Origin of the sequence: Alteromonas abrolhosensis (assembly GCF_001953635.1) — a bacterium.
GTDB lineage: Bacteria > Pseudomonadota > Gammaproteobacteria > Enterobacterales > Alteromonadaceae > Alteromonas > Alteromonas abrolhosensis.
The window spans coordinates 24,464-40,571 of record NZ_MEJH01000016.1; the positions used below are offsets into that span (position 1 = coordinate 24,464).

Here is a 16,108-nt window from a genome sequence, read left to right on the forward strand (position 1 = left end):
GCCCTAAGCATAAACGCGATACTGATTTCGACCTTTTTCCTTTGCTTCATAAAGCGCTTGGTCTGCGCATTCTAGCCAAGCCATTGCTCCTTTAAAATCAGAAGAAAACTGTGCAAGACCAAGGCTTACCGTAAAGCTTATCGACTCGCCTTCGTGCTCGACAACCAACCGCTGAGCAAGCTGACGAATACGCTCGGCAACGACCTTGGCATCTTCGACCGATGAATCATTCAAAATAATAGCGAACTCCTCACCGCCGTAACGCCCTGCAAGGTCGGTTTCCCGTACACAGCGCTTAATCAGCGCTGCCAGCATCTTAATGACCTTGTCCCCAGCCTGATGGCCGTAGGTATCATTAATGCGCTTAAAGTGGTCGATATCGAGCATAAGCGCAGTACTTGGCTTCTCTCTGCGCACACACAGCTTGTGCATCTCATCAAAGCGTTCTTGCCAATAACGACGATTAAAAAGACCTGTCAGGCCATCTACACGACTTGCTGTTTTCAGCTCTTCGTTAAGATGTTCCATTCCTTGCTTGCCAAGCGCCTGTTCAGTTACGTCGTACACCAGCATGCAAAATCGTTCTACGCTGCCACGCTTATCAACGATAGGAAACATAGTCACGTTTTGGTACATAAACTCTGCGGCGCTGGTTACAGGACGGTTGCAGCCAAACTTAAACAAGTAAGGGCGCTGCTCCCAAATAATAAACACCGGGCTTTTTAAGTTAAATACGGGGTCAACTTTGGTTCTAAGCCACTTTTCTTCTATCTCGGGGAAATGAGCAAAGAGGCTGTCTCCAATAATTGCTTCCGCTTTTTTTGCACCGTGGTTTTCAAGAAACTTATTCCACACTTGAACCTTGAAGTTGCGATCCAGAACCGCAATACCAACCTCAATGGAATCAAGTAATTCTTCAGGCACTTGAGATGAACTCATTAAAGCGCCTGTAGCAAGCGCATCTGTTGAAGCATTCATAGACCTTCCTTGTCTTGTGTGACAGCGTCATCATCGAGCAGCCGAGAATAGATATGGTTCATGGCATCACCAGGAAATAGCAACAGCAGGTCAAAGGAAATATCTCTGGCCTTAATGGCATAACCTATTTCGATAGCCATGAGCTTACCCCAACGCTGCACGTTATCACTTAAAAGCGTTGATAGTCCTTGGTGCTGCCCCAGTAACACCGGATGCGTGTGGCTAAAGGCGACATTTAACTGCTCAGACAAACCGTTTAAACAGGCACCGATGAGAATGTTGGAAACATCCATTAGTGCTTCTAGCGCTAGTTTGTCTGAGGAAGCCGACGGCGGATACTTTAATAGCTCAACGATGTTTTGAGAGTTTGTGTCGTTAAAAATGACCAGCGCTTCGCCGCTTATCCCTTCACTAATAAAGCCTTTTGAAACTGCCGATACGCTGTCGTTACGATTAATTTCTGCAACCGCCATAGACAGTTCGTTGCTTTCAATTAGGTTGACGTTAGGAATGGGTAAATCAATAAATTCACCTAGCAACTGAGCGAGGTTTTCACCTGCACGCCCCATGGCAATATTGACCATTTCACGACATGCGTCTAATTGGTCTTCTTTACTCATCTGGGGTTTTGCTAAAACGGCATTGGAAGCGCCTTCGCCTTGCGCTTTTTCTAAGCTCGCTCCGGATGAATGACTCTCTCCGCTGTAAATCCCGTACGAGGTCAAGATGTGGCTAAGCTTGTCATTATCGATAGGCTTACGAATAAAATCCAACGCGCCAAGCGCAAGCATTTTTTCTCTCGCTTGCACTTGTACATCGCCAGAAACCACAACCACTAAGCAAGGTAGATCCTGCTGACGAATGGCTTCCATGGTTTGATAGCCATCCATTACTGGCATGTTTAAATCGAGAAATACAACATCTCCCTTACCTTCGCGAATAAGCTCAAGGGCTTGCTCGCCATTTTCGGCAAAAGAGATGTCTACATCCCACCCATCAGGTAAACTGCGCGCCATCTGGCGCCTTGCGAAACCTGAGTCGTCGCATATTAATATTGGAGTACTCATGGTAACTCCTTAAATGGCGACAGGGGCTTTAATGTGTGGGTGTGACTGATAGTTTTTAAGCGTAAAGTCGTCGAAGGAAAACCCGAAAATATCCTTAACTTCTGGGTTAATTTCCATGGTTGGACGCTCAAACGGTTCACGACTAAGCTGCAACTCTACCTGTTCAAGATGATTTGAGTAGAGGTGAGCATCACCTAGCGTATGGATAAAATCACCCGGTTCAAGGTCGCACACTTGCGCCATCATCATTGTTAGCAAGGCGTAGCTTGCGATGTTAAATGGCACGCCTAAGAAAATATCACCGCTACGTTGATAAAGCTGACAGCTAAGTTTGCCGTCTAAAACATAAAACTGGAAAAGCGTATGGCAAGGCGGCAACGCCTGTTTACCCATAGCCGCATTTTCTTTTGGAGAATAATTCGTATCTGGTAATACTGCAGGATTCCAGCCGCTAACAATAAGACGACGGGAGTCTGGGTTGTTTTTGATTTGCTCAACTACCTCGGCAATTTGGTCCACCGATGTGCCATCACCGCGGTCCCAGCTACGCCATTGGTGACCGTAAACTGGCCCTAATTCGCCTTCATCTGTAGCCCATTCATCCCAAATGCTCACACCGTGCTCTTTCAAATACGCGATGTTCGTTTCGCCTTTAAGAAACCAAAGTAACTCGTGAATGATAGACTTAAGGTGACACTTCTTTGTTGTCACCAAGGGGAAACCTTCCTGTAGATTAAAACGCATCTGATAGCCGAATACACTTAACGTACCTGTACCAGTTCGATCTTCCTTTTTCACACCCGTATCACGTACATGGCGCATTAGAGCGAGATATTCTTTCATCGTTATTCTTATATTTTTTGCTGTTCAACATGGTCTTTTCCGCGCATATACGCACGGACTATTAATCCTATTCCTAAAGCAATCATAGGTAAACAAAGAAGTTGCCCTTGGCTTAGTCCCATTTGATATAAGCCAATATGTGCATCGGGTTCCCTGAAGTATTCTACGATAAATCGGAAGGTGCCGTAACCAAGTAAGAACAGGCCGCTGACCGCCCCTACTGGACGCTTTTTGGCAGAGTAAAGCCACAGAATTATGAAGAGCAGTACCCCTTCAAGGGCAAACTCGTAAAGCTGAGACGGGTGGCGAGGAATATTACCCGCGTTAGGGAAGATGACCGCCCAAGGCACATCAGTGCTACGCCCCCAAAGTTCGGCGTTTAAGAAGTTACCTATTCGCCCTGCCCCCAGACCGATGGGCACTAACGGGGCAACGAAGTCCCCGAGTCGAAGGAAGGTCGTGTTCATACATTTGGCGCGCCAGAATAAGGCTGCTAATACCCCTAATAGCCCACCGTGGAATGACATTCCGCCAGCCCAAATCTTGAATAGGTACAAGGGGTCATCGAGGAACATGCCAAACTGGTAGAAAAATACATAGCCAATGCGTCCCCCCAAAATCACGCCTACAAAGCTCCAGAATAGCAAGTCGCTTAATTGCTCACGGCTCCAGTTAGTTTGTGAAAGACGCTTTTGCGCTAACAAATAGGCGGCGATAAAGCCCACCAAATACATTAGGCCGTACCAGCGTACACTTAACGGACCGACACTGAAGATAACGGGGTCGATACTGGGAAATACCAGATAACTGCTCTGTTCCATTACTTTATTCAATTCCTAAAATCATTCTAATACTTACCAAAACAAGTAAGCATGCCAACATCGCTTTTAACACACGTACGTTTACTCGCTGCCCAAGCTTCGCTCCTATGTTTGCGGTAAACATAGAAGTGGCAACAATACCAGCTGTAGCGGGCAAATACACATAACCCAAACTGTGTTCTGGTACGTCTATCGCATTGTAACCAGCAACAACAAAACTCGCCGTTCCAAAAACGGCAATAATGAGCCCACAAAAGGCGGCACAGCCAATTGCCGCGCGTACATTAACACGAAACCATACTAATGCAGGTACTAGTAATGCGCCTCCTCCAATACCCATAAGCGCACTGAGTAGGCCAGCTCCCCCACCAACAGCAGCAAGCGTACCTTTAGAGGCTTCATTCTCTGATGCTTTTTGCTTTCCGAAAATCATTTGCAGGGCGATAAGTATAACGAGTACAGCGAAGACATCTTTTAGCAATTCACCAGAGATATGGCTAGCTACCTGAGCTCCAACGATTGCGCCAAGCGCAATACCTACACCCGTGTAAAACACAACATACCGCTGAATGTTGCCCAGCTTATAATGGGCAAATGCCGATGCCATGCCGGTGAAAATAATAGTAGATAAAGAGGTAGCAATGGCGACGGGCATCACCGTTTCAGTGGTCATTCCCATAAAGTGTATAAGCAAGTACGACAAAGCAGGAACAATAATAAGCCCACCGCCAATGCCTAACATGCCTGCAAGAATACCAACAACAGAGCCTAAAACTAGGCAGCTGACAATGATTACAACTAATGGATCCATTCCCTAAGCACCTGCTCGGATTAGGCCTCCCAGGCCCTTGGTTTCAAGATATTGATTCAAATGCACAAAGACTTCTTCTTGGCTAACAGAGGTAAGTGCCAATGACAGTAATTGCTTACATTCATCCAACGTCACTTTTCGAATCAGCCAGTTTATTTTCCTCAAGTTGAACCCGTTCATGCTTAATCGGCGATAGCCCATTCCCATCAACAGTAACGCACCCGCAGGCTCACCCGCAATTTCACCACAGATAGTCACGGGCACCTGATTTTGATTGGCTTTTTGAACCACATCGTAAAGCGCCCCTAATACAGCCGGATGATAGCTATTGTAGAGACCTGCCACCCGCGTATTGTTTCTATCAACGGCTAACAGATACTGAGTTAAGTCGTTGCTACCAACAGAAAAGAAATCAACGTGTTTAGCCAGTTGAGGTAATTGATAAAGTACCGAAGGGACTTCTAGCATGATCCCTAATTTAGGTTTATGCAGTGTTTCGCCTGACTCTGCAATTTCATCAGAAATTTCGTAAAACGCCTGATTAATTAACCGCTTAGATTCCTGAACCTCTGATACGGTGGAAATCATAGGCAGCATAATTTGCAAATTGCTTAAGCCAACACTGGCACGAAGCATGGCGCGAACCTGAACCAAGAAAATTTCTGGATGATCAAGGGTAAGGCGTATTCCTCGCCAGCCCAAAAATGGGTTTTCTTCATTAATCGGGAAATACGGTAGTGGCTTATCGCCTCCTACGTCGAGAGTACGCATAGTAATTGGTAGTTCTGGCGCTGCTTCAAGTACTTGGCGGTACAGCTTTACTTGCTCTTGCTCTGAAGGAAAACGCTCGCGCAGCATAAACGGAATTTCCGTGCGATAAAGCCCGACACCCGCGCCAATTTGCTCAGCGTTTAGCTCTACTTCAGCTGAAAGCCCCGCGTTGATATATAATGACATTCTACAGCCATCAACACTTTCGCACGGTTTGTCAGCCTCTGCGTCAATTTTCTCTGCAATGGCCGACTCTTCTTCAATAAGCTGTATGAACTCGGACTTGATGTTGCGCTCGGGCGAGACAATAACTTCACCTGAATACCCATCAAGTAAAATCTCTTTGTCTTCAAGCAGCGCTGGCGTTACGTTTTGACAGCCCATTACTGCCGGCACGCCCATGGCTCTTGCTAATATTGCCGCATGCGAGTTATTCGAGCCACGAATAGAGATGATGCCCTTAAGCATTCCCTTCGGGAACTCGGCAAGCATAGGCGCTGATACTTCTTCGGCAACAAGAATACTGGCTTCGGTTATGGTTTTCTCGGTAACTTTCTTGCCATTAGCTTCATACAAGATGTTGGCAAGGATACGGTCAGACAAGTCGACAATATCAATGGCTCGCTCTTGCATGTAAGGGTCGTCCATGGCTTGAAAGCGCGCGGCATAGCCTTCCACAACCATCTTCAACGACGACGCAGCGTCCCAACCTTGGCGAATCTTTTCTTCTACTTCGCGCCCAAGGCTGTTGGCATCTAGCAGATGATGATACAGCTGAAATATAGATTTAACGTCATCGGGAATACCATCGTCTAGCCGCTTCGATAGCGCGTCGACGTGGCCCCGCGTGACTTCAACGCCTTTACGGTAAAGTTGAATTTGATCCTGAGGGGAGTTAGTGCGCTTTATAACCCAGTTTTTAAGGTTAATTGATTTGTCGGGCGACACCCCTTTACCTATGGCGAGGCCAGGAGAACCAGCGATACCACGCACGTTTTTCTGACGTGCAGTATTATCATTAGAGCTTGATAGGGTTAACGCACCGCGAATATCAGCATTGGTTATTTCTAACGCCAATTGGGCGGCAAGGGTAACTAGAAACGCCTCTTCGTCTTCACTGAAGCGGCGCATCTGTGATTGCTGAAGGGTAATAACACCAAGCACACGCCTTTGATTAATAATTGGCGTTCCCAAAAAGGCGTTGTAGTTCTCTTCCTGTACTTCAGGATAATGTTTGAAACGAGGGTGACTATGGGCGTTAACGATGTTGAGAGGTTCTTCTCGTTGGCCTACAAGGCCGATAAGCCCTTCAGAGAAGCCAATGCGCACTTGCTCTACCGCATCTGGATGCAGACCGTCAGTGGCTTTAAGAATAAACTCTTGAGTGTCGTAATCGGCAAGATAAATAGAGCATGAGTCCACATCCAAGGTGTGTTTAACCCGTGAGGCTAGCCTAAACAACGCCGTATCAAGAGCAGGAATTTGATTCATTTCCTGCACGATACGTTTTAACGTGGTTAACATTGTTCCTTGCTGGCTTTGAGGGCTCACCGGTTTTTCCTTTTTTACTCGCAGATTACTCGCTGCTTACTCCGCACACCGCAATATTGCACACCCCTTTTTTGCGTACCTCTGTTTTGCATACGCTTATCCACGCCTGCGTTTTTTGCCACGTTTGTGTGGCGTGGCATTCTGGCGCGGCTGAGGCCGATGCTGCGCTGACATAACTACAGGTGAGAATTCCTTCATTACTCGTCTGTAGACATCGCGCTTAAACGATACAACGTTTCTTATGGGATACCAGTAACTGACCCACCTCCAGTCATCAAATTCAGGATGACCTGTTTTAAGTACATTAACGTCTCGCTCGTTGCAATCGAGTTGCAACAAGAACCATTTTTGTTTTTGCCCTATACAAACAGGGTTACTGCCTTGTCGAATTAATCGTTTTGGCAGCTTATATCTAAGCCAGTTACGGGTAACACTTAAAATAGTGACATCTTTCGGTGTCAGCCCTACTTCTTCGTGAAGCTCGCGGTACATAGCTTGTTCAGCAGATTCCCCTTCATCAATTCCGCCTTGAGGGAACTGCCATGAATGTTGACCATAACGTCTTGCCCAAAATACTTGACCCATTTTGTTGCAAATCACTATGCCCACATTCGCACGGAATCCATCGGCATCTATCACATAGACTCCCGGGCACACTATACTGTTATATGTTTTCATTCTTCCACAAACTATGCTCCAATCATAGTCTTAATGTTCGCACTCGCTTTTCAAACAGGAAATAAACCGTATTTATGCAACCACCAGCGTCACCACCATCCTCTCCTGATAGCCTTATAGCCCGTTGTCATGCGATTGCAGGCCTTACACTTGGAGAGTTGGCAGAAATGGCAAATGTTGCCATTCCGGCTAATTTACAGCGTCATAAAGGGTGGCCAGGTATGTTGATAGAAAAGTGGCTTGGCGCCAGTGCGGGTTCAAAGCCTCAACAAGACTTTCCTGAACTTGGCATTGAGCTTAAAACTATCCCCATCGACGCTAATTTTTCGCCCTTAGAAACCACCTATGTGTGTTTTGCTCCGCTTTTGATGACGCCTGGCATTACGTGGGAGACTTCAAATGTACGTAACAAACTACAACAGGTGTTGTGGCTGCCTATTGAAGGTGACAGAGCCATTCCACTGGCTGAACGGCGGGTTGCCACTGGGTTTTATTGGCGCCCAAATGAAAGCGAAGATACCTTGCTAAGACGGGATTGGGAGGAGTTGGTCGAGCAAATCGCAACTGGACAAGTAGAATCCATCACATCCCGCCAAGGTGAGGCGCTACACATCCGCCCAAAGGCGGCAAATGGAAAAGTGCTCACCGATGCGTTAGGCCCCGAAGGACAGCGCATTAAAACCCGCCCCCGCGGCTTTTATCTGCGCAAAACCTTTACCCATCAAATACTGTTAAATGCTTTTGGCGGTTAGCCAAGCGCCCAAGAAGTGCCTAAAATAGTACCTAGGTAATTCACAAGCAGTGCCCCAGAAACGCCAGGGGATGATCATCTAGCAGACGGGGAATTTAAGTGCTTCACTAAATATTCACTTAAAAATTTTTCTGAATTTATGCCTATTCGTTTGGCAACCGCTTCAAGCTTAGCGTCACTTCGAAGCAGTACGTTCTTGGCGTACTCTAAGCGATAATGAAAAATAAACCGCCTGAAGTTTTTCTTTTCAGTGAGTTGAAGAGCTATCGCAAGCGAGGTGGGATCAATATCCGCCCCTTTGCAAAATTCGCTCAGGGTTAGGAAGCGCGTTTTATACGCCTTTGATTCAATGGTGTAGCGTTCTGCTTTAGAAATAATACTGCTAATTTCATAGGGCGTTGCCTTGCCTTTGTCTAAACGCTCATAATCAAGCGGCGAAGGTGATGTACGGCGTATAAAAGTTAACGAAAACAGCACAATTAAAATGGCCGCTCCCATCATTAAATGATGAAACCCTTCCCAAAATGGCACGGGGAAAAAACCGAATGTGGCGGCAGTAACAAGTAGAATACTCATAAACGAAACGCCCACTAAACTGCCCATTACTCCGGCAAGTCTGGGCATTCTAAGGTTTTTGATATCTACAGCCTGCTCTGGCAGATGCCTGTGATACATTTGAATATGTTCGGTGATAAGAATACCTATAAGCAACACGCTAAAACCGGTTAGCAGCGATGCAATGTAGGCAGGCCACAACAGGAGTGGTTGTCCATGCGGTGACGAGGATAGCCATTGCTGTTTGTCGTCCACGGGAATAAGGAGAATCGCGAATTGAAAAACACCGGTAACAAGCACTGGCCACCACAAACGCTTTCTTGCTGTAGGGTAAGCTAATAGCATGGGCTTTATGGCACGGTAACAACACGTCACAGCAATAACAGCAAACACTTCTGATAATCCGTAAATATCGGCCAGGCCTGTGGCATTTGCCATACGAAGCCATTCATCCAACATAAATAAAGGCCAGCACAAAAATGCCGCGGTAAGCCAGCGCGAACTGCTCAGATTAACCTTTTGAACGAATAAACGCGCGAAACCGATGATGTAAATACCTATCAGCGCGTAAAGAAAATAGTCATATATGGCTGAGGTCATCAGCGCCCTCCATCCCTGAGATTCGATCTGCCTTTACCATGCGCGTTCGCAGAAACCGCATGTAAAGGGCAATTACCAGTAAATATCACGTTGCATGGCCACCGTACGCGTGCGCTCCATAATGCGAATTAACGTACTAAGTTTTTCTGACGTCCACTTACGCACCTCTTCATGAGAGTCTACATCGGCATCATCAATTGACTGTTTTAACATAAGAAGTGCGTTCAACTCATCAATCCCAGTGAGCAAGTCTAACCACGGTGCGCGAAAGTTGCCTCGCTCCTCAACGAATAAGTCGCCAAGCAGAAACCCGCTCCATAAGGTTTGTCTAAGCATGATTTCAACAGCACTGTAATTCGCAGGCCCCATGGTTTTGCTCAAAGGCATACTTTGCTGCACGGTTTGCCACCCTTGCGACAACCAACCTTTTGCGTGGTCAAGCACCGGGTGGTCAAAACCCGTCGCAACCTTCTGCCACGGCTTGTTCTGGATAAGGCTTATGGCATGTAGCTTAATGTCTGTTGCGTCATTGTCGAAAAACAGCTTTTCAGGCTGATGAGCCTGCATTAAACCTGCTTGTCTTCCTTGAAGGTAACTCACTACCGCTGGGTGCTTACTCAAGGTTTTATTAAACATGCTTTTTTTAGACAGTAAGTAACGCAAACTTTGCAAGTCGTCCTGCCAGCCCCACTTTTGTGCGTGGGTAACTAACTTTTTATGCAAGGCGAGCAGCTCTGGGCACTGCAGAACTGGCAAATAAAGCGACACACTTTGCAGTAACAGACGTACGCTTTTAGCAACTTCAGCCAGCATTTTTATTGAGCCGCTTTCGCAAAACACATGCTCGTGATGCTGCCAATGCGCCAGTGCAGTTTGCACTGCTAAGCAGAACGCCTCTTCCGTTGAGGTGGTATCTTCAAGCGCGAGAAAATCCGGCAGATGGTTAACTTTAGCGTTAAAGCCGTGGAGTAATTGATAGCCCTGCGCTGCCTTCGATACATCGCTAAGTCGAACTGGCATATTATCGTTAATCAATACCGCCAATGAAAATAAGCTGTTGATATCCCCCGACATCAGCTCTAGCTCGATTTCGTTGATAGGCGAACTGGCTTTGTCTGTACTGGCTTCACCGCAGTCCAGCACAATTTCAACCACACTGTCACCAACGCTGACCACATAGGCATTGCGCGTGAAGTGAGTACTAAACTGTTTCGATAAGCGAGTATTTTTGGCCGCTACATCCCAGTCTTGCGGCCAGGCGCTGGCGTCGAATAACGTAAGATCGGGCCTTGAATTATCAAGACTGACGTTGTATTCCATGCGCTTGTGTAGGCCACCGCTCACTACACCATTCGTTTTTAGCGTTTGCTCATACTCGCCGTTGTTACCTCGAACCCTAAACCCCATTTTATTGTTCTGAAAATCGAGTTTGTCGGTATCGTAATAATCATTCTCTAAACGCATTTCGCGATGAGAGTTGACCTGGATACTGTGTTTTTCGAAAAGTGGGAGAACACGTTGCGTAAACGCTTGGTGAGCGTTGTCACCCGTTACAAATTTTAATTCTATTTCTGACATGGTTGCGCTAAGCACAGCTTGTGATGCTGACACCTTACCTTTGTCGCCTACTTTTCGCAATGCTGGCGCCATGAAACAAGATGCTTTAATTAGACAAAAGTGGAACAAACTTGCCTTTATCGCGGTCAACCAATACCATCTTCACGTTTTAAATTCTAAAATTGGACTTCATATGATTCGAAAGTGGTTAGCAGCAGCCCTTATTGCATGCTCTTTTCAAGCATTTTCGCTACAAGATACCGCTGATTTAGAAGCGTCTTCTTCGCATTACATTAGAGATGACTTGTTTATCTTTATGCATACTGGACCTGGTCGTAACTACCGTATTCTGGGTTCAATTGAAGCAGGCACACCTATTACTGTGCTTGCGCGCGACAACGATGCTGAATTCACGCAAATTACTGACAACGAAGGTCGCGAAGGCTGGGTTGAAAGCCGCTTTGTGTCTAACACGATGTCTCAAGCAGAACAGCTTCCTATCATCAGTGAAAAGCTTGCTGAAAGCCAAAGTGGTTTACAAGCTGCGCAGTCAGAAAACGCCAGACTTCGCCAACAGCTTAACGATGCGCGCCAGCAAGTATCAAAGCTAACAACCACAAACGAAGAACAAGCCTCTGAAATTGTGCGTCTTACCGCTAAGGTAGAAAGCGCTAATAAAGATGAACTTGTGACCTGGTTTACTCGCGGCGGTATGGTAGCGGGTGTAGGTATTTTGTTGGGTGTAATGCTGACCTATCTTCCGAAACGAAAGCGCAGAAACAGCGAGTGGATGTAGCGCCAGCGCACCGTTTTTTTCTAGCTTGATATAAAAAAATGGCCAGCTTTAAAGCTGGCCATTTTTGTATTTAACATTTTGATTTTAAGCATTAGGGTCTGCTCAACGTTAGTGAACAAACCCTAGGTTTACTGCTTACTCATCGTCTTCAACAAGCGTCATCAACGATGTATTACCACCTGAGGCAGTAGTATCGATACTGATGGTTTTTTCCGTCATCAATCGCTGAATAAGGTTGTCATTATACTCAGCGGTAATTACCGGTAAGATTGCTCCTTCGCGTGATGACAGCATTGCCGTGATACGCGCAGTACGATCAGTACCTGAATCTACCACTACGCCCGACAAGTCTTCGTCCATTAGCAAGGTGTCTAGGTGTGCAAGACGTGCTACTTGGAATAATCCTTTTGGTGCACCTGTCGATTCAAACTTATTCTGAATTTCTACTGCTTCTTCGTAGAAAATTTCAGACACTACTGATACTACCGGGTTACCCGTTGATAGTGCCGTTACAATAGAGAGCAACCAGTATTCGAAGGTCACTTCTTTATCGGCGAAACATACTAAGATACCGCGCGGCTCTAGATACAGTTTGTTCGACTCACCTGTTGGTCCAGGCAGTACTTGCGGCTTAGCAAGCTTACGTTCAACGCTGGTTAGCTGCTGACGTGCCGTCGCAAGTGTGCGGTTTAAGTCATCGGCAAGCTCATCAACAATATCAACTTTCGCAATTTTCGCCAGAAGCTGACGCACCATAGAGATACGGTCATTCAACGGCGTATGACGCCATTTGGCTTCTACGGCTTTAGCCTTATCCATCATCACGTGCGCACGCTCAGCAATTTTTTCATCGCCAACTAGCGCTGCATCAGTACCGTCTACATCATCAATGTGAGAAGGCTTAGGTGTGGCGCGCTCCATCATTAGACGAGGCAAGTAGTTTGGACCACCCGCTTTTGGACCTGTGCCCGAAAGGCCTCGGCCACCAAACGGCTGAACGCCAACTATGGCACCAATCATATTACGGTTGATGTAAACGTTACCTGCGCGACTTTTCGCTGCAAGCTCGTTCGCACGCTCTTCGATGCGTGAGTGAATACCCATGGTCAGGCCGTAACCTGTGCCATTAATTTGATCTAGTACGCTATCAAGCTCTTTCGACTTAAAGCGAACAATGTGAACCACTGGGCCAAACACTTCTTTTTCAAGCACATCAATGTTTTTGATTTCATATAACGTTGGTGTGAAGAAAGTACCGTTGTCAAAGCCCGCAGGCATTTCATTGCGATAAAGTAGCGTCCCCTTGTCTTCCATGTATTTTTGATGGTCAGTCAGGCTCTTGAGTGCCTTCTCATCTATTACCGGACCAACATCGGTAGCAAGCTGTGTCGGGTCACCAATTGTCAGCTCTTTCATCGCACCAATTAACATGTCGATAAGGTCGTCTGCAATTTCCTCTTGCACGTACAATACGCGAAGTGCTGAACAACGCTGACCGGCACTTTGGAAACCAGAGTGGATCACATCGTCAACGACTTGCTCTGGCAGTGCAGTTGAGTCAACAATCATGCAGTTTTGACCGCCCGTTTCTGCAATTAGCGGCACCTGCTCACCACCACGCTCTGCAAGCACTTGAGAAATTAACGTACCAGTTTGCGTTGAACCAGTGAACATTACCGCTTTAATACGCTCATCAGGCAGTAGCGTTTCACCAACTTCTTTACCCGGCGATACGATAAGTTTCAATGCATCTTCTGGTAGACCTACAGAGTGCATAATATCTACCGCACGCTGTGCAATGATGCTGGTTTGTTCAGCAGGCTTAGCCATAACAGTGTTACCTGTTACCAGTGCCGCGGCAACTTGGCCTAAGAAGATTGCCAACGGGAAATTCCACGGGCTGATACACAGCACAACACCACGAGGAAGCAAGCGCTGATCTTCAGCCAGCTCTTCAGCACGAGCGGCATAATAGCGACAAAAATCTACCGCTTCACGCACTTCATCAATGCTGTCTTGCGCTACTTTACCCGCTTCACGCATACAAATAGCGATGAGCTCTGCCATGTGACGCTCTAGTGCGTCAGCGGTACGATTGAGGATTTCAGCGCGCTCACTCACGTCGCGTTTAGACCATGCTTCAAATCCAGCTTCGGCTTCATCTAATGCCTTGCGCATGTCATCAGGCGTAGCGTAATGGTGATAACCTACCACGTCGTTGTGGTTAGTTGGACTAAGTACCGGAGTAGCACCTTCTGGCACTTCACCAGTAAACTTGTAGTAATCCTGCCAGCGCTCTAATTCGTGTTTAAGCGCCGTTACCGCGTTGGTATCGGTCAAATCCAGTCCGCGCGAGTTGTCACGCTCCGGGGCATATAAACCACGTGGCGTTTTAATCAGCTTGTTGTAACGTACTTTTAAGCGTTGTGTTTTCTCTACCGGATCTTCAAGCAAAGACTCAACCGGTTTTTCATCGTCAACGATAGCGTTTACGAACGACGAGTTCGCGCCATTTTCAAGAAGACGACGTACCAGGTAGGCCAATAGGTCTTCGTGTTCACCTACAGGTGCATATACACGGCACTGAATCTTATCCTGTGTTACCACTTGGTCGTAAAGGGTATCACCCATTCCGTGTAGACACTGGAATTCAAAACCTTCTTTGTCGTCACCGGCAAGTTCAACAATAACAGATGCCGTGTAAGCATTGTGTGTAGCGAACTGCGGGTAAATAGTGTCGCGGTACTCAAGCAATCGGTTAGCGCACGCGTGGTACGACACATCCGTCGACGACTTACGGGTAAATACAGGAAACTCTTCAAGACCTGCCTGCTGAGTAAGTTTAATCTCAGTATCCCAATAGGCGCCTTTAACTAAACGCACCATCAGCGGGCGGCCTACTTCTAGGGTAAGCTCACGTAAGTATTCAATAACGTGAATTGCACGTTTTTGATATGCCTGTACAGCCAAGCCAAAGCCTGTCCAGCCGCTTAGGTCTTCATCACGAAAAACCGCTTCGATAATGTCTAGAGAAAGCTCAAGACGGTCTGCTTCTTCCGCATCTACCGTTAAGCCAATATCGTATTCTTTCGCCATCATACACAGCGCTTTTAAGCGCGGCGGAATGTCGGCCATGGCGCGTTCGCGATGCGAAAATTCAAAGCGTGGGTGAATAGCTGACAGCTTAACTGAGATGCCCGGTGAACGCTTAGGTCCACGTCCGTTAGCCGCTTTACCAATAACTTTAATGGCTTTCACGTATGCATCGTAGTAACGATCAGCGTCGCGCATAGTGCGTGCGCCTTCACCTAGCATGTCGTAAGAATACACATACCCTTTGGTTTCTTTCTCTTTAGCGCGATCTACGGCATCTTCAATGGTTTCGCCCATAACGAACTGGCGACCCATAACCCGCATAGCAATATTCATAGCACGGCGAATAACAGGCTCACCTAAGCGACCCAGGGTTTGTTTTAACAAGCCAAACTGTTCTTTCTTGCGCTTGTCGGCATAGTTCACCATATTACCCGTGAACAACAAGCCCCACGCAGATGCGTTAACGAACAATGATTCTGAATTACCCAGGTGAGGTGTCCATTGACCCTGAGACAGTTTGTCACGAATAAGCTCATCTTGAGTGGCCTTGTCAGGCACACGCAGCAAGGCTTCTGCCAAGCACATCAATACCACACCTTCTGCAGTAGACAGCGAGTATTCGTTTAATAGTGCATCAACACCACCGTGCCCCTCTTGTTCGCGTCGGATTTGAAGCACCATCTTTCGGGCGCGTTCCCATGCACGGCTTCGAGCACGTGGATTTACCTCGGCAATAGGAAGGATTTGATCCACAGCCACCGACTCACTAATGCGATAGTAGTCTCTTATACGCTGGCGTAGGGGTGAAGTTGTATGAAGTGTGTCGTTAATGAGCATTGCAACCCTTTCATAGAAATAGCTGTAACAAAAAGCGTTCCCGCCGTGTCAGACTGCTCACGGTTACATGGAAGCGGCTAAAAAACAAGCAAAGTCGAAACCCTGCGTTGACCTGTCGTTCTTCTTTTAACTTTATACTTTTGTATGAAGATCACGACAGCGCCAAATTTGCGCGGATGGTAGCACACAAAATTCCCCTGCCAAGCCCCTACCAGCAAAGTTTTTTTGATTCTCTGTCAAGCTACGTATTCAGTGCGTTAGATGACATTTTTTATCCCCTTGAGATCAGATTATTTTTCGCTTCTTAGACATAAGTATTGTTGCTTCTAAAGTCGTAGAAAAACACTTCGATAAATGGTGTATTTTTAATCGCAATAAAAAGCGGTTAATAAAAAA

At 46.7% G+C, this 16,108-nt stretch carries 12 protein-coding genes; 2 read left to right on the top strand and 10 right to left on the bottom strand.

The window, feature by feature from the left end:
• Nucleotides 1-3: 3 nt before the first annotated feature.
• The 7 genes from BGK61_RS17875 to rppH all read right to left on the bottom strand — a co-directional run bounded on the left by BGK61_RS17875 (nt 4) and on the right by rppH (nt 7,481).
• Nucleotides 4-978 (bottom strand): sensor domain-containing diguanylate cyclase, encoded by a 975-nt coding sequence (locus BGK61_RS17875; protein ID WP_014997245.1) that lies wholly within the window; start codon nt 976-978, stop codon nt 4-6.
• Nucleotides 975-2,045, bottom strand: coding sequence for a response regulator (locus tag BGK61_RS17880; RefSeq protein WP_014997244.1), 1,071 nt, complete (start codon nt 2,043-2,045; stop codon nt 975-977). The genes BGK61_RS17875 and BGK61_RS17880 overlap by 4 nt, the downstream gene beginning before the upstream one ends.
• Before the next feature lie 9 nt (nt 2,046-2,054).
• Nucleotides 2,055-2,888, bottom strand: a complete 834-nt coding sequence (locus BGK61_RS17885) for a thymidylate synthase (RefSeq protein ID WP_014997243.1) — start codon at nt 2,886-2,888, stop codon at nt 2,055-2,057.
• Nucleotides 2,889-2,896: 8 nt separating this feature from the next.
• Complete coding sequence (gene lgt, locus BGK61_RS17890) at nt 2,897-3,709, bottom strand: prolipoprotein diacylglyceryl transferase (RefSeq protein WP_014997242.1); 813 nt, start codon at nt 3,707-3,709, stop codon at nt 2,897-2,899.
• A gap of 4 nt (nt 3,710-3,713) precedes the next feature.
• Nucleotides 3,714-4,520 (bottom strand): sulfite exporter TauE/SafE family protein, encoded by an 807-nt coding sequence (locus BGK61_RS17895; protein ID WP_014997241.1) that lies wholly within the window; start codon nt 4,518-4,520, stop codon nt 3,714-3,716.
• 3 nt (nt 4,521-4,523) lie between these two features.
• Entirely contained in the window at nt 4,524-6,815 is a 2,292-nt protein-coding gene (gene ptsP, locus BGK61_RS17900; RefSeq protein ID WP_076012423.1) for a phosphoenolpyruvate--protein phosphotransferase, read from the bottom strand.
• A 123-nt stretch (nt 6,816-6,938) separates the two neighbouring features.
• Complete coding sequence (gene rppH, locus BGK61_RS17905) at nt 6,939-7,481, bottom strand: RNA pyrophosphohydrolase (RefSeq protein WP_014997239.1); 543 nt, start codon at nt 7,479-7,481, stop codon at nt 6,939-6,941.
• Between the two features lie 113 nt (nt 7,482-7,594).
• Between rppH and mutH the strand changes: the two genes are divergently transcribed.
• Nucleotides 7,595-8,272, top strand: coding sequence for a DNA mismatch repair endonuclease MutH (gene mutH / locus BGK61_RS17910; RefSeq protein ID WP_014997238.1), 678 nt, complete (start codon nt 7,595-7,597; stop codon nt 8,270-8,272).
• Between the two features lie 74 nt (nt 8,273-8,346).
• Here the strand turns inward: mutH and BGK61_RS17915 are convergent, their stop codons facing one another.
• Together BGK61_RS17915 and BGK61_RS17920 are read right to left on the bottom strand one after the other, a co-directional pair.
• Nucleotides 8,347-9,426: a helix-turn-helix domain-containing protein gene (locus tag BGK61_RS17915; protein WP_014997237.1), complete on the bottom strand. Its 1,080-nt coding sequence runs from the start codon at nt 9,424-9,426 to the stop codon at nt 8,347-8,349.
• 72 nt (nt 9,427-9,498) lie between these two features.
• On the bottom strand, nt 9,499-11,004 hold the full coding sequence (locus BGK61_RS17920) for a CYTH domain-containing protein (RefSeq protein ID WP_044556728.1): 1,506 nt from the start codon (nt 11,002-11,004) through the stop codon (nt 9,499-9,501).
• Between the two features lie 70 nt (nt 11,005-11,074).
• On the opposite strand from BGK61_RS17920, the gene BGK61_RS17925 reads away from it, so the two are divergent.
• Nucleotides 11,075-11,779, top strand: a complete 705-nt coding sequence (locus tag BGK61_RS17925) for a TIGR04211 family SH3 domain-containing protein (protein WP_014997235.1) — start codon at nt 11,075-11,077, stop codon at nt 11,777-11,779.
• 135 nt (nt 11,780-11,914) lie between these two features.
• On the opposite strand, the gene putA is transcribed toward BGK61_RS17925, so the two are convergent.
• Nucleotides 11,915-15,712 (bottom strand): bifunctional proline dehydrogenase/L-glutamate gamma-semialdehyde dehydrogenase PutA, encoded by a 3,798-nt coding sequence (putA, locus tag BGK61_RS17930; protein ID WP_076026123.1) that lies wholly within the window; start codon nt 15,710-15,712, stop codon nt 11,915-11,917.
• Nucleotides 15,713-16,108 lie beyond the last annotated feature (396 nt).